General features: G+C 35.0%; 11 protein-coding genes. All 11 read left to right on the top strand.

Annotated features, from left to right (window positions below; genetic code table 11):
• Window positions 1-37 precede the first annotated feature (37 nt).
• Entirely contained in the window at window positions 38-1,996 is a 1,959-nt protein-coding gene (locus DFQ06_RS07265; RefSeq protein ID WP_133966903.1) for a DUF1565 domain-containing protein, read from the top strand.
• 18 nt (window positions 1,997-2,014) lie between these two features.
• Complete coding sequence (locus DFQ06_RS07260) at window positions 2,015-2,818, top strand: SGNH/GDSL hydrolase family protein (protein ID WP_074938042.1); 804 nt, start codon at window positions 2,015-2,017, stop codon at window positions 2,816-2,818.
• 122 nt (window positions 2,819-2,940) lie between these two features.
• A complete protein-coding gene (locus DFQ06_RS07255) occupies window positions 2,941-4,425 on the top strand; it encodes a sulfatase family protein (RefSeq protein ID WP_133966902.1) in 1,485 nt (494 codons plus the stop codon).
• 59 nt (window positions 4,426-4,484) lie between these two features.
• Window positions 4,485-5,423, top strand: a complete 939-nt coding sequence (locus DFQ06_RS07250; protein WP_133966900.1) for an alpha/beta hydrolase — start codon at window positions 4,485-4,487, stop codon at window positions 5,421-5,423.
• A 63-nt stretch (window positions 5,424-5,486) separates the two neighbouring features.
• Window positions 5,487-6,467 (top strand): hypothetical protein, encoded by a 981-nt coding sequence (locus DFQ06_RS07245; protein ID WP_133966898.1) that lies wholly within the window; start codon window positions 5,487-5,489, stop codon window positions 6,465-6,467.
• A 307-nt stretch (window positions 6,468-6,774) separates the two neighbouring features.
• A complete protein-coding gene (locus tag DFQ06_RS07240) occupies window positions 6,775-11,133 on the top strand; it encodes a CBM96 family carbohydrate-binding protein (RefSeq protein ID WP_133966896.1) in 4,359 nt (1,452 codons plus the stop codon).
• A gap of 212 nt (window positions 11,134-11,345) precedes the next feature.
• A complete protein-coding gene (locus DFQ06_RS07235; RefSeq protein WP_133966894.1) occupies window positions 11,346-13,817 on the top strand; it encodes a leucine-rich repeat domain-containing protein in 2,472 nt (823 codons plus the stop codon).
• Window positions 13,818-14,025: 208 nt separating this feature from the next.
• Window positions 14,026-14,853, top strand: a complete 828-nt coding sequence (locus DFQ06_RS07230; protein ID WP_133966892.1) for a 3-keto-disaccharide hydrolase — start codon at window positions 14,026-14,028, stop codon at window positions 14,851-14,853.
• Window positions 14,854-15,166: 313 nt separating this feature from the next.
• Entirely contained in the window at window positions 15,167-16,762 is a 1,596-nt protein-coding gene (locus DFQ06_RS07225; protein WP_133966890.1) for a sialate O-acetylesterase, read from the top strand.
• Window positions 16,763-16,781: 19 nt separating this feature from the next.
• A complete protein-coding gene (locus DFQ06_RS07220; RefSeq protein WP_133966888.1) occupies window positions 16,782-18,233 on the top strand; it encodes a glycoside hydrolase family 30 protein in 1,452 nt (483 codons plus the stop codon).
• 41 nt (window positions 18,234-18,274) lie between these two features.
• Window positions 18,275-19,909, top strand: a complete 1,635-nt coding sequence (locus DFQ06_RS07215; RefSeq protein WP_133966886.1) for a GH39 family glycosyl hydrolase — start codon at window positions 18,275-18,277, stop codon at window positions 19,907-19,909.
• The last annotated feature ends 9 nt before the right edge of the window (window positions 19,910-19,918 follow it).

The raw sequence follows: 19,918 nt of genomic DNA, 5'->3' as shown, positions 1-19,918 counted from the left end.
AAAATAATGATAGAATTTGATTCTAAAAATAAATAGAATGAGAGCAAAAGTCAACGTTTTCACAATCTTACTTTTTGTTTGTTCTTTTATCGTTCAAGCAAAAGATTTTCACGTATCAAAAGAAGGAAACGATTTTAATGAAGGAAGCCAAAGCGCTCCGTTTAAAACCATTTCCAAAGCAGCCAAATTAGCTCAGCCAGGCGATGTTATTATCGTTCACAAAGGTGTTTATCGAGAACGCATAGATCCTTTTTATGGAGGAAGAAATGATAGAAACCGAATTGTTTACAAGGCTGCCGAGAACGAAGAGGTTTGGATTAAAGGTTCTGAAGTTATTAATACTTGGAAAAAATATAAAGGCTCTGTTTGGAAAGTCGTGATTGATAATGTTTTTTTCGGAGATTTTAATCCGTATCAAGAAATTCTTTATGGCGACTGGTTAACAAAAACTTACGGCAGAGATCATCATTTAGGCGAGGTTTACATAAATGGAAAGGCTTTGTATGAAATTGATAGTCTATCTAAAGTAGCGTCTTTAAATCCTTTAAAAAGAGCAATAGATGTTGAAGGTTCTAAATACAAATGGTATTGTGAAACAAATAATGAAACGACAACGATATACGCCAATTTTCAAGATAAAAACCCTAATAAAGAGTTAGTAGAAATCAATGTGAGGCCTACTGTCTTTTTTCCGAAGAAAACAGGAATTAATTATATTACTGTTCGTGGATTTAAAATGGCACACGCTGCAACCCAATGGGCACCACCAACAGCAGAACAACAAGGTTTAATAGGTCCAAATTGGAGTAAAGGCTGGGTTATCGAAAACAACCTCATCACCGACTCTAAATGCGCCGGAATAGTGATAGGGAAGGAGCGTGGTTCTGGCCAAAATGCATGGCGTCGCGATAAAAAGAAGCATGGTACCCAACGCGAGCGCGAAGTTGTTTTTAAAGCTTTACAAATGGGATGGTCTAAGGAAACAATTGGTTCTCATGTTATAAGAAACAATACCATAAAAGATTGTGAACAAGGCGGAATTATCGGTCATCTTGGTTGCGTTTTTAGTGAAATATCTAACAATCATATTTATAATATAAATGTGAAAAAACAGTTTGATGGATGGGAAATTGCCGGAATTAAACTGCACGCAGCTATTGATGTTCTTATAAAAAATAATTTTATACACGATAACCACAGAGGTATTTGGTTAGATTGGCAAGCACAAGGTGCTCGGGTATCGGGTAATCTTTTAGTTAATAATGAAGATCAAGATTTGTTTGTAGAAGTGAATCATGGACCTATGATAATCGATAACAATATTTTACTTTCCGAAAGAGGGATTCTTAATGCGTCTCAAGGAACCGCATTTGTCAATAATTTAGTTGCTGGAAATATACACATGAGAACGGCAACAAATAGGTTTACCCATTATCATTTTCCGCATTCTACGGAAGTTTTGGGGATGATGACGGTTATACTTGGTGACGATCGTTATTATAATAATATTTTTGCTGCCAATAACGAGTCGTTAGAGAAGAGTCAATATTATGGTTTGGATGCTTACAACGATTTTCCTTCAGCTTCATATCAATGGAAATCACCTGGTAGTTTAAACAACTATAATGCGCAGAAGTTTCCCGTTTTTATAGATGCTAATTTGTATTTAAATAAAGCTAAACCATCGAATATAGAAACTAATCTTGTTGAAAATAAAACTTTAAATCCAGCTATTCGTTTAACTAAATCGGACGATGGTTATTACTTAAATATTACTGCAGACGCTAGTTTTAGACATGTTAAAACACAGTTTGTAAATACTACTATTTTAGGTGCTGCTTTTCAATCGGAAACACCTTATGAAAATCCTGATGGCTCTGCACTCACCATTAATGAAGATTATTTTGGAAACGAACGAACCACGGAACAACCATTGGTTGGCCCATTTCAGAATTTAAAAATAGGAGAAAATAGAATTAAAGTTTGGAGTAATTAAGTTTGAAACATTAAAAATATGCAACGTAAAAAGTTTATAAAAATTTTAGGTTTTGGTGCTTTAGGTATCGGTTTAGCTCCAATGGCCTTTGCTAAAAATACTTATAAAAAAACAAACGAAGCCATTTGTAAACTCACTTGGGATGCCTTGTGTGGAAAAATAGGTAAAGCCTATAAAACGGATGCATTTGTGTATGTTCATCCTAGAAAAAGAGTGCCAAATGTGTTTATTTATGGCGACTCTATTTCAATTGCGTATTCATCAACCGTGATGAAGCTTTTAAGGGAAAAGGCTAATGTTTATCGCTTGTTTAAAAATGGAGGATCTAGTGATCAGTTTATCCCGAATATGGATAAATTGGAGCAAAGTATGTTTCAACCAGGATTGGAGCAAGGCTGGAAATTTGATTGGGATGTTATTCATTTCAATGTGGGTTTACACGATTTAAAATACCTAAAAGGAAAAAACCTAAATAAGAAAGATGGTAAGCAAGTGTCGTCTATTGAAACATATAAAGAAAATTTAGAGGGTATTTGTCAATATCTAAAAACGAAATTTCCGAAGGCAAAATTAATTTTTGCAACCACAACACCGGTTCCCGAAAATGCAAAAGGTCGCTTTAAAGGCGATAGTATTAAATACAATAAAGGAGCTTTAGAAGTTTTAGCAAATCATCCGGATATTATAATTAACGATTTGTACACTTTTACCCAACCACATCGCGAAGCTTGGGAGCAAGCACCCGGAAATGTGCATTATAAAGCTTTAGGTTTTAATAAGCAAGGAGAAGAAGTGGCTCGAATTATTGATGAGGTTTTGTAATAAATATTTACATTAATAGCTAAATAAACCGCATTTTCATTAAGTTGAAAAACAAAGAAAATATATCTGAATAATCATTTAAATAGAAATATCAAAAATTAAAAAACCAAACAATAATCAATATGCATAAATTTTTTAAACACACTCTTTTAGCCGGAATTTTAGTGCTAGCGTTTACAAGTTGTAAAGACAAAGCAGAAACCAAAGCGGAAGTTGCAGAAGCTCCAAAAAGACCAAATTTTCTATTTGTATTGGTAGACGATCAATCGCCGTTTGATTTGCAAACCTACGATCCAAATTCAATTTTAGAAACGCCAACCATTAGTAAGTTAGCTAGCCAAGGTGTTGTTGTAGAGCAAGCGCGCCACATGGGGTCTATGAATGGAGCTGTTTGTACGCCATCGCGCCACATGATTATGTCTGGAAGAACGTTATGGCATTTACCACCAAGTGCAGAATTTCAAAAGCAAACCGATCCAAACGAGATAGACGACCAAACTATTGGAGCTGTTTTTAATCGTGCGGGTTATAAAACCATGAGAACTTGTAAAAAAGGAAACTCTTATCCAGGAGCAAATAAACAATTTACTGTGGTTCACGATGCAACAAAACGTGGCGGTACAGAAGAAACAGGAAGTGCTTGGCATGCAAAGCAAGTGCTAGAATATTTAGGAGATAGAGAAGTTACGAAAGAAGAAGATCCGTTTTTTATCTATTTCGGGTTTTCTCATCCACATGATACTCGAAATGGTACGCCGGAATTGTTAGAAAAGTATGGAGCAACCAATCATAAAGATCAAAATTCATTACCTGCTGCAAATGATAAGCAACCAGAACTTCAGGATAATTATTTAGCGGCACACCCATTTTTTCATGGACATCCACAACTTAGAGATGAGGAACGTGTAAGTGGTGTTTGGAAAAATAGAGATGAAAGAACGATTAGAAATGAATTAGGTAGAGAATATGCTTGTTCAGAGAATGTAGATAATCAATTAGAGAAAGTTTTAGCTAAGCTTGAAGCTATGGGCGAACTAGATAATACTTATATTGTTTATACTTCAGATCACGGTATGGCTATAGGTCGTCATGGTTTACAAGGAAAACAAAACTTATATGAGCATACTTGGAGAGTACCATTTATAGTTAAAGGCCCTGGGATTCCTTCAGGAAAACGTGTAAAAGGAAATATGTATCTTTTAGATGTGTTGCCAACCTTATGCGATTTAGCAGGAATTACTGCTCCAGAAACTGTAGAAGGTAAAAGTATGGTACCTGTTTTTAAAGGAGAAAAGGAAACGGTTCGCGACGTGATGTACGGTGTTTATGCAGGAGGAACAAAACCAGGTATGAGATCTGTTAAAAAAGGTGATTGGAAATTAATTAAGTACGATGTAATGGATGGTAAGGTTAGAGAAACTCAACTTTTTAACTTAGCTGAAAACCCAAATGAATATTTACCTGAGCATAATAAAGCAGGTGAAATGGAAACGGATTTAGCCGAAAACCCAAAATATGCTGATAAATTAGCCGAAATGGAAGCTTTATTACTAGAGCAAATGGTTGCTAATGATGATCCTTACCGTCTTTGGAATCAAAAATCATAATATTTACAAAAGTCTCAACATAAATAAAGTTGAGACTTTTTTACTTTAATTCAAGTTATATGAAATCAATAAAAATATCTATTCTGCTTACTTTTTTTCTTTCAAGTATATCTGTGCTTCATGCTCAGGTACCAGCCGATTTCGGTTTTGTAGAAGGAGAGAACTATAAAAAAGATGTGGTTTATAAAACAGTTGATGGAAAACCAGTAATTATGGATGTTTTTTATCCAAATGCCGATGTGCTTCAAAAAGAAAACCCATGGGTTGTGTTTGTACATGGCGGTGGTTGGGCTGGTGGTGTAAAAGAAAATATTTTTAGAGATTCTTTTTTAGGAACATTAAAAACACTTATAGCAAGCGGTGTGGTTTGTGCAACCATAGATTATAGATTAGCAAGAAAACCTGTAACATCTTACGAGTCTGTAGTAGATTGTAAAGATGCTACTAGATTTCTTTTACAAAATGCTGATGCATTTAAACTAGATAAAGAACAATATGGTATTTGGGGTGGTTCTGCCGGAGGACACTTAAGTTTGGTAACAGCTTTAGCTCCCGATGCTCCTTTTCCTGGCGACCCGAGTTTGGCAGATATTCATCCAAAATATAAGTTTGTAACTTCTTTTTTCCCGTTTACATCATGCCTAAATCCTGATATTAGACCAAATTCTATTTTTGAAAATGGTAAACTTTTCAATCGTTTATTGGGTGGAACTTTAGAAGAAAAACCAGAGCTAGCACGCTTGATGAGTCCTACTGAGTTTTTAGATGAAAACAGTTTGCCTATTTTATTGGTACACGGCGAAAAGGATACTACGCTTCCTATTATTAACTCTCTTTACATGATGGAAGTTGCCAAAGAAAAAAATGCCGATGTACAATTGCTAGCTGTTAAAAATGCTGGGCATAGCATGTCTGGTAAAAATATATCTCCGTCTTTTGAAGGTATTGCCGAGCGTTGCAGCAGTTTTATGCTTTCTCATTTAGGAGAGACTAATTAGGCTATATATAATTCAGAATAAAAGAAATATTTAAAAGATAGAAATTAAACGAGGTATTTTAAAATGAAAGGTCTTCATATTCTTTTTGCTATATTATTCGGTGTTTTCCATGGAAATAGTCAGGATATAAAATACCCAGAGGTTGAAATTAGCAACGGGATTATTAAAGCTAATTTGTATTTACCAGATGCTGAAAATGGTTATTACAAAGGCACTCGGTTTGATTGGTCTGGCGTTATTTCTAGCTTAGAATTTAATGGGCATACTTATTTTGGCCAATGGTTCGATGCTGATAATCCGCCAGCATTCGCCACCATTATGGGGCCTGTCGAGGCTTATGCGCCTTTAAATTATAATGATGTCGTAATTGGAGAAAGTTTCGTGAAAATTGGAGTTGGTGCGCTTAAAAAAACTTCAAATGAAAATTATAGTGATTTTAAAAATTACGAGATTGTAAATCCGGGAAAACGCAGCATAAAAGTTAAAGGTAACGAAGTTGAATTTATTCATATTCTAAACACCGACAAGGTTTCATATCAATATACCAAAATTATTAAGCTTATAGAACATGAACAAAAAATGGTGATTTCTCATGTTTTAAAAAACACAGGGAAACATCAGATTAAAACTTTCGGCTTCAATCATAATTTTTTGGTGATCGATAATGAAACAATTGGTAAAGATTTCGAAATGATTTTTCCTGTTGAAGTTTCAGGGATTGGCCGTGGTTTAGGTGATATTTTTGAAATTGAAGACAAACGTTTAGTTTTTAAAAGAGATATTATTGGCGATGAATCTATTGCTATTAAACACTTGAATGGTTTGAATAACAATGTCGATAATTTTGATGTTAGTATACATAATTCTAAAACAGGAGCAGGCGTTAAAATTACTGGAGATCAACCACTTTCTAGATTCCGACTTTGGGGAACGGCAAGAACCATATGTCCGGAAACTTATATCGATATTAAGGTAACGCCAGGAGAAACATTTAGTTGGAGTTACTTTTACGAATTCTACGAATCTAAAACAGTGAAGCATTAAAGTTTATTGTGTTATAAAATCACACTTTTTATAAGCGGATTACTTTTCAAAAGTAAAATGCTCAAAAAATAAAATACTAAAGTCTGCTTTTCTATAAGCGGGCTTTTTTGTTTATACCAGTTGCTGTACGAATTAATCTTCAAAAAAGAACTTTAGTTTATAGGCAAAGAACTATAATTTATAAGAGTTCTGCTTTCAAAATAATATCATTACATAACCATTTTAAGTATGCTACGCAGGTAGCCTATTTATTCTTAATACCCCAAATGTTACCAGAGTAAGGCCTTCTTTCTAAACTAATTAAAGAATGAAGAACTATTATTTTTTTAAACATTCGATGTGTTTCGTTTGTTTCTTTTTTTTATCCCTATCTATTTGGGCAACCGATGAAACTGTAGCTCCAGGAGGCGATATTCAAGCCGCAATAGATAATGTCGCTGCTAGTGGAGGAGGTATTGTAACCCTTGCTTCAGGAACACATAATATTACTGTACCTGTTAGAATGAAAAGTAATGTCACTTTACAAGGTGAAGGCCAGTGGGCTAGTTTACTTAAAACTACGGTAAACATGAAAATGATTATTGCAGATTCAGAAAATTTAGTGAATCTCATTATTCAAAATTTGGCTATAGAAGGTACCAATGCCGCAAATGGTGGAGGAATAGAAATTACAGCTAATGATGATGTGGAACATGATAATGTCCAGATTTTAAATGTGCATTGTACAAAAACGGGTTGGGGTGTTCATATTAAAGGAACAAAAAACTTGTTAGTAAAAGATTGTTTGTTTGATGAAAACGGAACGGCAGGACAAGAAGGTTTTGCACATAACATGTACTTACGTCGTGTATATGGTGCAGAAGTTAGAGATAGTCGGTTTTTAAATTCTACATCGGCAAATGGTATTAATATTTCTTACAGTGAGGATATTAAAATTTACAACTGTGAGATGTCGGGCAACTATTTTAGAGGTGTTCGAGCAGCAAATACCGATGGTTACTTAGTGTACGATTGTATTGTGCAAAATAATGGTAATGTGGGGATTTTAGCTAATTCCGAAGGTGTGCCAACAACAAATATTGATATTAGAAGAAACTGTGTTTCAAATAATACATTAGAAGGTATAAGTGGTGTTAACGGTGTTACCGGAATTGTAACTGATAATAATGCCTACGGAAATGATACGGATGATGATAGTGCAGACTATAGCTTGCCAGGTGGTGTAAACGAATCTGGTAATATTTCTGATGCAAGTGTTAACTGTGCTTATCAAACCAATCAAACTCGTATTTTACTTAGTGCTACATCAGGTATTAATACTGTGGAATTGAATTGGACTTTAGATAACGTAACAACCGTTAGACAAGATGTTTTTAGAGATACAGATGCTGATGCTAGCGGACGTACTTTAATTGCGAGTAATGTGTCTGGAACAACGTATACCGATAATTCGGTTGTTGGAGGTACAGATTACTGGTACTGGATTAAAGCGAGCGATATTTCAGAAAACACTATAAATTCTAATGCGGCGAGTGCTAATCCATCATCTGGAGAACCAAGCGTTGAGCTTTCTGCAACAGCAGGAGATGGTTTTGTAACTTTAGATTGGGATATTGAAAATATAGATATTCAAAATGTAGGTGTTTTTAGAGATACTGATGATAATGCTAGTGGACGCCAATTGATTAAAAACGGTTTAACAGGAACGAGTTATACAGATACTTCCGTGGAAAACGGAACGCAATATTGGTATTGGTTAAAGGTAACCGATGTCGATTCTAAAAATTTCCAGAACGATCCAGCAACTTATGCATTACCAACGGTGCCTACTGTGGCTCGCGCTCAATTTATTCATCCAGGTATTTCTCATAAAAAATCAGATTTAGACCGTATGAAATATATGGTTGAAGCAGAAGTTGATCCTTGGTACGCCTCGTATCAAGATATGGTTTTAGATTCTAAATCGAGTTATGATTATGTAGTACAAGGTGATGAAACTTTTACCGAATTAGGTAGAGACTCTGGTGTAAACTATGGCGCTTGGAATAGTGATATTCGAGCGGCTTATTACAATGCCATCCGTTGGTATATTACAGGAGACACAAGACATGCCGATAAAGCCGTTGAAATTTTTAAAGCTTGGTCTAATTTAACATCGGTAACTAGTGGAGGAACTGAGGCTTTAAGTGGAGGAGTGGCATACATTATGGTAGAAGCAGCGGAAATTATCAAAAGTACTTACCCAGGTTGGGAAGCTGCAGATGTACAAGCTTTTAAAGATATGTTGGTGTACCCAGGATATTCTACTACTACAGAGCCTGCAGATATTAGAAATAATGCAACCTTTTACTGGAAATCTTATTTAGGAGACCCTGTAAGACATGGAAATCAAGGTCTTTCAGGCTGGCGTACTGTAATGGCTATGGGTATCTTTTTAGATAACGAAACTATGTACAATCGTGCATATCACTATATTAAAGGTACTTTAGATGAGCACACAGGAGATTTAGCATATCCTGCCGGACCAAATACAAGTAGTGAAGTGCCTACCGCAGTTGGAGAACACTCAGATACTTACGGTATTGATCGTGGTTATACCGAAGCGAATTATGGATATAACGAGGTGATGACTAATTATATATACGAAAACGGACAATGTCAAGAATCTTCTAGAGATCAAGCCCACGTTATGTTTGGTCTAGGTTTATTAGGTTCTATGGCAGAAATGGCGTGGAATCAAGGTGATGATTTATATAGTCATGAGGGTGATCGATTTTTAAAAGGTCTAGAATTTTCATTGAAATATAATGTATCGGCTTTAGCGTCTTACCCAGATCAAACCACTGCTTGGGAACCTGATAACTTTATAACAGGATTTGATAGAACCGGGAGATGGTATTCTAAATCTATGAGTCCTGATGGTATTGGTGGTTTTACGTCCATTCGTCCAAATTGGGAAATGTCTACTGCACATTACATTGGTAGAGGTTTTAAAACTGAAGAAGAAGCTAAATGGACCCAACGTGCAAGAGATAAATCGATTGAATTAGGAGGTTACGAAAAAGCAGGATGGAGTAATGATGCCATTGGTTGGGGGGCACTTACGTTTCGTAGACCCGTAGAATGTTTTGGAGATCCAATAATAGGTTTTGATGTTAATGGTTTGCCCGATTATGCAGTACATACTATAGCAGAAGTTATTGAAGCGGAAAACTTTGATTACGATCCATTACAACATGGTGAAGGTCGAATTTATAACGATTTAAGCGTTGGGAATTCAGGTGGAGCATACCGAATGATGGACAACGTAGATGTTGAAACTATAGCAACTGGAGGATATAATTTAACAGACATAGAAGCTGGAGAATGGTTAACCTATACGGTTTCGGTGCCAGAGACTGCTATTTACAGTATTAGTATTAAATATGCTGCTTCTCAAGAAGGAGGTGCTGTTAAATTTAGTTTTGGAGGTGAAGAAAAAACAATAGAACAAGCCGTGCCATTTGGAGCACCTCATTCTGAGGGAGATTCCGATTGGAAAGATTATGTTATTGCAGAAGATATTCAATTAGAAAAAGGTGTTCAAAGTTTAAAAATTTATTTTTCAGGAGTTTCTAATGCTTTCAAATTAGATAATTTTACTTTAACTGAAACAGGAATTGTAAAACAAGATCAAACTATTCAGTTTTTTACAATATCAAATAAACTATTAGATGGGGACGATTTTGATCCAGAAGCTACAGCTACTTCAGATTTAAGTGTGAGCTATTCAAGTTCAAACACATCAGTTGCAACAATTGTAGATGGTATGGTTCATATTGTTGGATTGGGAAAAACCACTATCACTGCAACACAAGAAGGTGATGCTGTTTTTAATGAAGCGCCTAGCGTTTCACAAGAATTAACCGTTGTGTCTATGGTTGCTGGTACTTTGAGTTTAGGTGCCAATGCCGATACGTATGTGCATGAAGGAAAAGCAAATGATAATTTTGGAGAAGCAACATCGATGGTTACAAAAGTAGATGCGCGTTATGCTATTTTAAAATTCAATTTAAGCACACTTCTTGGAGATGTGATTTCAGCAAAGCTTAGGTTATATCAAAGAACACGATATAGAGACTTAAGAACAGTGTATGATGTGGCTGATGATAGTTGGACGGAAACAGGAATAACATGGAATAATAAACCGGACTATTCTAATGCGAGATCTGAAATTACAACAGCTGCAAGTACATGGTGTGAATGGGATGTATCATCTTATGTAGCTCAAGAAGCTAACGGAGATAAGGTGATCACGTTTGCTGTTAAAGACCCTGCGAATAGTGGTGTTGGTATCGATTTTTACACAAAAGAACTTGGCGAAACAGTCCCGGAATTGGTTATCGAATATGCTGGAACATCGTTAAATGTTAATGCCGAAGATACTATTATCAGTATGTATCCAAATCCAGTTTCAAATGCGCTTAATATTTCATTAGGTTCAGCTAACTTAAATTTAAATAAAACTAGTATTAAGGTTTTTGCTTTAAGTGGTCAGAAAGTTTTGGAAACTAAACCAAAATCGAATAACATAAAACTAGATGTGTATCAATTAAACAGCGGTATTTATATGCTTATGATTTCCGATACATCGAAAAATATAACAAGAAAAATAGTGAAGTTGTAATTCGTATTAACCAACCAATTCAATCATTATTTAAAGTGAGAAGTTCTATCAAATTTATTTGGTAGAACTTTTTTTATGTAAGACTTTTTTTAGTTTATAGGATTTCAAGTCTTTAAAAAGCAATAATTTAAAGTGATGAAGTAATAATTTATAGAATTAAACTATGGTTAATGGTAAGTTTACTATCAACTAAATAACCATAAACTAAACGTATGAAAACAACATTACAATTATTTAAAATGAATAAAATGTTATTCGTTTTATCATTAACGCTTTTTGCCACTTTTGGAGCAATTGGGCAAACAACAATTTCTAGTGTTGCTGAGCTTGCTAATGCGGCTGGCAATTCAAACCAAAATATAGTTATGGCTCCAGGTGTTTATCAAATGGAAGATTACTTAACGCCTGAGGTTATTGAGAATACGGTTCCTGATGCGAACAATAGGCACGCTATGATTGAATTTAGCGGAAGTAATAACAATTTCGATTTAACAGGTGTTACTATTGAAATAAATTCAGAGCTTTTAAATGATTATGGCACTCGTATTATTGAGTTATATGTTACAGGGGATTTTGTAAACATTAAAGGCTTAACAGTAACCGATATTGGGAATTCGGCACCTTCAAGCCCTGGCATGCAATCTGTGACTATTGCAGGAGAAAACAATATCATGGAAGGTGTTACATTAAATATAAATGGTTCTTATCCTTACGGTTATGGAGATCTTTTAGGGAAAGGAGACGGTAACCTAGTTAGCTTACGTAAGCATAGTGGTTTACTGGTTGAGGGATTAAATATTACTATTAAAGGCTGCTCTATTTACTCGCAGGCATTTGGACATTTATTCTTTATTCAAGGCGGAAGAAATGTGCTTTTTGAAGATTGCCATGCGGAATCAACAACGAGAACAACCGATGATATGTTAGCTGAAACATCAGGACCAGCTTTCGATAGAGATTTTGCAGCAGTTTATACTAATTATGAGGGGAATAAAGTTATTACGCCGGGTTATACAAAATCATTAAGTGAAGTTGGATATCGTTCATACGGTGCAGGTGGCGTTGATGGGCATACTACAGGCGCTATTACACTTATTAATTGCGTTGCCAAAAACACACGTTCAGGTTTTGCTTTTACTAGATATGGAGGCGATGTATTAATGCAAAACTGTGAAGCTACAGGTTGCGAAGCAGGTTATCAAGTGGAAGAAGTAACTATTGAAAATAGTAGAGGTGATGCTGTTAATGGACCGTTATTATACCTTAACGGTGGTGCTTCAACCGTAGAGCTTTCTTTAATGGCAAATGTGGCAACAACTACGTTACATGCTATTGCAACTATTGGAGGGGATAACCATGACGTAACACTTAAAAAGTGGAATGATGTTACTCGCCCGCAAGTGCATCCTATTTTATTAGGAGCTACCAGACCATCGGGAGCTAATCCATTTTCACCATTAGGAAGTACATCAACTTCTGGAACCGTTTTAAATACTTGTACAGATATGCCTGTTGAAATTTTATCTACAGTAAGCTCTTGCATTATTAATACCACCGGTACAGTTACAGATAATGGTACAGGAAATACTATTAATACGGTATCTGACTGTGATAATATTGTAGTTGTAGAACCAGAGCAAAATACTATTGGTGATACATTTATAGTTGAAGATATAGAATATAAAGTAACGAATTTAGACCCTTACGAAGCCGAGGTTATATCTAGCTCGTTAGTTAATGTGGTTGTGCCAAGTACAGCAACAAGCCCAGAAACAGAAACGCCATTTACGGTTACTAGAATAGGAGATAATGCTTTCAACGGCAGTAGCACAGAAACTATTAAATTACCAAGTACAGTTACATCAATAGGCTATCAAGCGTTTAGAGGTGGAAGTTTAACAGGGGTAACATTTACAACAACAAATGGTATCACGGTAATTGATGGCAGAGGCTTTTTTGTTGCTACTACACTTCTTGAGATAACTGATATTATGAGTAGTGCAGAATCTTTAGGTAGCGGAGCGTTTAACGGTAACTCAAGTGTAACTTCTTTAACAACACCGAGTACATTATCAACTATGGGAACAAGTGTTTTTAGAGGAATGACAAATTTAGAAACGGTAGACTTATCGGCTTCAACTTTGTTAACCGAAATTCCGTCGCAAACTTTTAGAGATGCCACGGGTATAACATCTATAATTCTTCCCGAAAATGTAACTTCTATTGGTGCTAGCGCATTTTTAAACCTTAATAATTTAAGTACTGTAAAAGTTTTAAACCCAGTTCCAGCTGCAATAACAGCTTCTGAGTTTTCCGGTGTAAATCTTGCGGATGCGACGTTGTTTGTGCCAAGTGAAGAAGCTAAAGCGGCTTATGAAGCGGCTGATGTTTGGAAGGAGTTCGGTACTATTATGGTATCCGTAACATTAAACGTAAACAATATAGAACAAACGTTAGATTTTAATATATATCCAAACCCAACTAACGGATTAATAGCAATAAAAAGTAAACAACTTAACCAAGCAAGCGTTAATGTTTACGATTTAAACGGAAGAGTTTTGTTAACGAAAAATATTAGTGGAACATCCTCAGAAATCAATGTTTCCAAACTTTCTTCGGGAATTTATTTACTTAAAGTTAAGGTAGGAAATAATGAGTTTATTAAGCGTATTGTAAAACAATAATAGGTTTTATATAGATTGAATACAGCAGCATTAAGATGATTCTTAATGCTGTTTTTTTATGCTTTAATAGTAAATGAACTATAATTTACATCAAAAAAACGATGCTTTATAAGAAATAAAAAAGCGTATAAATAATTTAGCTAAAAGCAAATACAGTAACTTTTTGTGTCCTGTTTTTACTGGTAATCATTCAATAATAATATACAATATGAAACTTTCTAAAATTACATTATGCGTCTTTTTTATAATTGCATTTAGTTTATATTCAACCAAAGGAACGGCTCAAAATGATGCAACAGATAATGCAGGTTTTGTTAAAGTATTTAATGGTGAAAATTGGGATGGTTGGTATCTTAAATTAAGAAATGACGATGCGGAAATGGCTAAAGAGGTTTTTGCTATTGAAAATGAAATGGTACACGTTTTTAAAGATGCACCAGATAGTTTAGATTTAGGAACAGGCGAAAATGGGACGCACGGCTTATTTTATACCAAAAAGAAATACAGTAAATACATTCTGAAATTTGATTATAAATGGGGTGAAAAAATAGCCAATAATTTTGAGAGGTGGCAATATGATGCAGGCGTGTATTATCACGTTACAGATGATAAAATTTGGCCAACCGGTATTGAGTATCAAGTGCGTTACAACCAAGTAACTAATAAAAACCATACAGGCGATTTAATTCGTCCGAAAGGTGTAAAATACGATTGGTATTCTGATCCAAACGGCGACTCTTACTTAAATCCAAAAGCAGGTGGTGTTTTGGATGAAACAAAAAGCTGGTTACACTTTGCTTCTCCTACCGAAAATTATAACGCCTTAAACGGTGAATGGAATCATTGCGAAATTATAGTCATGGGCAGTGCATATACTATTCATAAATTAAATGGAGAAATCGTTAATATGGCTTTCAATTTAAACCCTAGCGAAGGTATCATTGGTTTTCAATCTGAAACAGCCGAAATATTCTATCAAAATATAGAAATTAAAGAATTTTCAGAGGTTATTCCTATGGAAAAATTCTTAAAATAATTACGCGTTAGAAAAGAGTGTAATTCATGTTTTTTCGCCTCAAATTAAACCATTTTTCTTAATCTGTTTTTAATCTTAAAAGATGAATTTTTAGAGTTTTTGACTTAAAAAAGCAATAGCATTTGAGTTGTGATTTTAGTGTGATAATTTCATGAATTACACCGAAAACCTTGGCTTTTAACGTGTAAATACCCAATATGAATCATTGTTTATAGTCTAAGGGTATGGAGTTATAGTCTATTTCTGTTTTTTTTTTCAAATTGCAGTATGTAGAGCAACAGGCTTTGCTGTTTATTTTTGAATAATATTTAAGATGAAAATCAGTATTAAAATTATCGTAATTCTAATTGTTTTCATACCAAAATTTGGGTTTGCAGATGTAGAATTAAATAGTTTGTTTTCTAACCGTATGGTCATTCAACGTAATGCCGAAATTCCTATTTGGGGTTGGGCAGATCCAAATGAAAAAGTTGAGGTTTTGACAAGTTGGGGAGAACATGCTACAGCGATAACAAATACAGATGGAACTTGGCGTTTGGATATCAAAACCCCCAAAGCTGGAGGTCCGCATAAAATTACCGTTTCCGGAAAAAATACAATTGAAATTACAGATGTATTGTCGGGAGATATTTGGTTATGTGCAGGGCAATCGAATATGGATTTCTCTATGTCGAAATTTGTTAAAAACTCTAGAGATCCAAAAGACCAGCCTTTAGTTGAGTATATTCGAAATGAAGTTGCAACAGTAAACGACGATTGGATTCGCCATATAGAAGTGCAGCCAACATCCTCACTTTCCGAAAAGAAATTAAATTTTGACGATCAATGGAGAAAAGCAAAACCAGAACAAATCGGTAAAATATCTGCAACAGGTTACTTTTTTGCTAAAGCAGTTCGCGAGCAGGTTAATGTGCCTATTGGTTTGTTAGAATGTGCTTTGGGAGGTACACGTATTCAGCCATGGCTTTCGGAAGCGACTTATATGGCCGACCCAAATATGAAAGCTTATTTTGAAGCTAGCCGAAAAAAATCTAATGAAATTATAGAAAGAGTATCTGTAGAAAATTATGTAGATACCACTTTCACAGCAAAGTTTAAAGCTTGGGAAGCTGGCGGAAAGAAAACACCTAAACCTTATCCTTCTACACATCCATCACTAGATAAACAATTGCCGGCAACACTTTATAATGGTATGTTGTCTGCTATTATGCCGTTTAAAATAAAAGGGGTTTTGTGGTATCAAGGTGAAAGCAATTCGCATTTTTTAGAAGAAGAGTATAGAGATTATTTTACTGCGTTAATAAAAAGTTGGAGAGCAGATTGGAACCAAGAAGATTTACCTTTTTACTGGATGCAATTGGCAAATTATGAAGTACCAGATAAACGTTCCGATTTAGGTTGGGCATCGGTTAACAATCAATTAAGGCAAAGTTTAAAATTACCGCATACCGGTATGGCTGTTCTTTATGATATTGGTGAAGCTAAAGATGTGCACCCACATAATAAAATGGATGCAGGAAAGCGCTTGGCTTTATGGGCTTTAAAAAACGATTACAATGTAGAGGTTTCTGCTGTTAGTGGACCGTTATATCATTCACATAAAATAAAAAGAAACAAAATACAAATTACATTCTCAGAGGTTGGAGAAGGTTTGATTGTAGGTCATAAGCACTTGTTAAATCCTGTTTCCGAAGTTAAAAATCAACCTTTAAAATGGTTTGAAATAAAAGGAAAAGATGGCGAATGGTATCCTGCTCAAGCAAAAATAATTTCAAAAAATAAAGTTGAAGTTTGGAGTGAAGAATGCTTGATGCCTGTGGCTGTTCGTTATGCTTGGTCATCAAATCCGGAAGGTGCAAACTTGTATAATAATCACGGGCTTCCGGCTTCTGTGTTTTTAACGGAGTAATATTTAAATATCATTAATTATGAAATCCCTTCAGTCTATCAAGTTATCAAGTTCTTATTTAATCATTTTAGTGTTTGTTTTATTGAGCCAGACTCATTTTGCACAGAACGTAGAACTAACTTATACCACAGCTTCTAAGCGTTGGGTTAAGGCTAAAAAGTTTTTGCAAAAAACAAATGAAAATACGAGTGCAAATATTAAAATTTATGCAGATAGTTTATTGCAAGAAGTTGATGGTATTGGCGGCGCGTTTAACGAGTTAGGTTGGGAAGCTATTAATACGCTAGATGCCGATAGCGGGAAGGACGTTATTAATGCTTTATTTTCTAAAGAGGGCTGTAATTTTTCTATGTGCCGTATTCCAATTGGAGCTTCAGATTATGCGTTAAGTTATTATTCACATAATGATGTTCCAGAAGATTTTGTAATGCGCGATTTTAATATTGATAGAGATCGTTATATTTTAATCCCATATTTAAAAGCGGCTTTAAAGGCTCGTCCAGATTTAAAAATTTGGGCTTCACCATGGACGCCTCCAGCTTGGATGAAGGTTAACGAACATTATTCTCTGCGTGCCGGCGATTGGAATAATCGTGCCAACGGAAATAGAATGGATCCGGGTGCTCAAATACTGAGTAATGCAACAGCATTTAAAATGCAAGATCAGTATCTAAAAGCTTATGCACTATATTTTTCAAAATTTATTCAAGCTTATAAAAAAGAAGGGGTCGATTTGTTTTCAATTCAACCACAAAACGAAATTGCCTATGCGCCAAACTGGCCAAGTTGCACGTGGAGAGCCGAAGATTTCTCAATATTTATAGGCGATTATTTAGGTCCGAAATTAGAAGAAGATGGTTTGGATACCGAAATTTGGTTAGGTACCATTAACTGGAGTAAGCCAGATTATGTGCGCACTATTTTGGATAACAAAAAAGCAGCTAAATATATTAAAGGTGTTGGTTTTCAATGGGGAGGATCTAACGCTATACCTGCTATAAATAAAGAATATCCAGATTTAAAATACATGCAAACCGAGAATAAGTGTGGTGAAGGCGAGAATGATTGGACGTCGTTTGATCGCTCTTGGGAAACTTTAGTGCACTTTTTTAATAATAAAGCTGGTTCTCATATGTATTGGAATATGGTTTTAGACGAAACAGGAAAAAGTGCCTGGGGATGGCCACAAAATTCTATGGTGGTTATCGATAAGCAAACTAAAAAAGTTACTTATACTGATGAGTTTTATTTGTTTAAACATTTATCTCATTTTGTTCAGCCGGGTGATCATTATTTAAAATCTTCCGAAGGAAAAAATCATTTAGCATTTCGGTTAAAAGATGGAAGAACTTTGGTTTTACTGAATAATCCCGAAGACAAAAAACAAAATGTAAATTTAGAATTAGGCACCAATACCATTACGGTTTCCGTCGAGGCCAAGTCTATTAATACTATAATAATCACGAAATAATTACTAGTAAATAATCGAAAATATAAGATAATATATAAAAAATGAAAAAACTAAAACAAGCCATTGTTGCATTTATTTTGGGAGGCGTTTTGTCTCTAAATGCACAACAAAAAATTTCGGTTAACGTAAACGATACTGGCGAACAATTCGATCATTATTGGAGTAAAATGGTAGGAGCAGGTCGTGCTAACGAAGGTTTAAGAGCCGGATGGTTAGAACAGCTAGGGCAAGTTCAAGAAAATTGTGGATTTGAATATGTGCGTTTTCACGGATTGTTTCACGACGATATGTTTCCTGTTATTATAGAAAAAGGTAAAACGGTTTATAACTGGCAATATATCGACGATTTATTCGATCGTATGTTAGATTTAAACGTAAAGCCATTTGTAGAATTAGCGTTTTTGCCAACGAGTATGGCAGCCGAAAATTCTAAAACAGTATTTTGGTGGAAAGCTAATATTACACCAGCCGATGATTCTTTCGAGAAATGGCACGATTTAGTTAAAGCCTTTACACAACATTGTGTAGATCGTTACGGAACGGAAGAGGTACTTACTTGGTATTTTGAAGTATGGAACGAGCCAAACTTATACCCATTATTTTGGGACGGAACGAAATCTCAGTATTTTGAATTGTATAAGCAATCTGCTTTAGCTGTGAAATCTGTGGACGAACGTTTAAAAGTTGGCGGACCATCAACGAGTAATTTTGTGCCAGATACCCGTTTTGATGGTGAAACTACAGATGATAAAGCATCTGACGCTGTATTTAATGCAAAGGATATTAATAGCTTGCAGTGGCATGGCGTATGGATTGAAGATTTTTTAGCGTATTGCCATAAAGAGAAATTACCTGTAGATTTTGTAACCACACATCCTTACCCAACCGATTATGCTTTTAACCCAGAAACAGGTAAAGGAAAGGGTTTAACACGTTTTGCGAAGTCGCTTAAATTAGATTTAGAATGGCTGAACGAAACCATAGAAAAAAGTCATTATCCAGATGTTGAAATTCATTTAACAGAGTGGAATACCAGCCCAAGTAGTCGCGATGAAATGCACGATCGTTTACCTGCGGCCGCTTATATTGTAAAATCTAATTTAGATTGTATTGGCTTAACAAACTCTTTAGCGTTTTGGACGTTTACCGATATTTTTGAAGAAAAAGGTGGTGCATCAAGTATTTTTCATGGTGGTTTCGGAATGATAAATTTTCAAGGTTTAGTAAAACCATCGTATCACGCGTATAGAATGCTTCATGAATTAGGAAACGAGAAATTGTATAAAGATGATTATCTGTTTGTAAGTAAGGATGCTTTAACAGGAAACGTAGTAGCTTTAGCTTACAATTATCCCGTAGAATATGAGGATGCTGTACCGTTTGGAACAGATAAACGTGAGTCTGGAACTTCAAAAAAATTAGATTTTAAATTAACAGGTTTAGATGCAAATACCATGTTTGAAATTGAGATTTTGGATAAAGATCATGGAAATATTCATAATTTCTGGGAGTCTATGGGTAAACCAGAACCGCCAACACGTGAGGAAATTAAAGTCATGAAGGCATACGCAAACACCATGAAAACGGAATTTGTAAAAGCTGATAAAAACGGAACCTTAAAAATTAACCACGAGATTACACCATGGAGTTTAGTTTTAATTAAACAGGTTAATTAAAAAAATAAT

The organism is Algibacter lectus, assembly GCF_004368925.1.
Lineage (GTDB): Bacteria > Bacteroidota > Bacteroidia > Flavobacteriales > Flavobacteriaceae > Algibacter > Algibacter lectus.
The sequence above is the reverse complement of the archived record's forward strand: the minus strand, read 5'-3'. Positions and strand labels throughout refer to the sequence as shown.

Excerpts from the sequence above, each read along its gene's own strand:
- DFQ06_RS07250 (WP_133966900.1), top strand. The coding sequence starts at position 4,485 with ATGAAATCAATAAAAATATCTATTCTGCTTACTTTTTTTCTTTCAAGT.
- DFQ06_RS07255 (WP_133966902.1), top strand. The coding sequence starts at position 2,941 with ATGCATAAATTTTTTAAACACACTCTTTTAGCCGGAATTTTAGTGCTA.
- DFQ06_RS07235 (WP_133966894.1), top strand. The coding sequence starts at position 11,346 with ATGAAAACAACATTACAATTATTTAAAATGAATAAAATGTTATTCGTT.
- DFQ06_RS07220 (WP_133966888.1), top strand. The coding sequence starts at position 16,782 with ATGAAATCCCTTCAGTCTATCAAGTTATCAAGTTCTTATTTAATCATT.
- DFQ06_RS07265 (WP_133966903.1), top strand. The coding sequence starts at position 38 with ATGAGAGCAAAAGTCAACGTTTTCACAATCTTACTTTTTGTTTGTTCT.
- DFQ06_RS07215 (WP_133966886.1), top strand. The coding sequence starts at position 18,275 with ATGAAAAAACTAAAACAAGCCATTGTTGCATTTATTTTGGGAGGCGTT.
- DFQ06_RS07230 (WP_133966892.1), top strand. The coding sequence starts at position 14,026 with ATGAAACTTTCTAAAATTACATTATGCGTCTTTTTTATAATTGCATTT.
- DFQ06_RS07225 (WP_133966890.1), top strand. The coding sequence starts at position 15,167 with ATGAAAATCAGTATTAAAATTATCGTAATTCTAATTGTTTTCATACCA.
- DFQ06_RS07245 (WP_133966898.1), top strand. The coding sequence starts at position 5,487 with ATGAAAGGTCTTCATATTCTTTTTGCTATATTATTCGGTGTTTTCCAT.
- DFQ06_RS07260 (WP_074938042.1), top strand. The coding sequence starts at position 2,015 with ATGCAACGTAAAAAGTTTATAAAAATTTTAGGTTTTGGTGCTTTAGGT.
- DFQ06_RS07240 (WP_133966896.1), top strand. The coding sequence starts at position 6,775 with ATGAAGAACTATTATTTTTTTAAACATTCGATGTGTTTCGTTTGTTTC.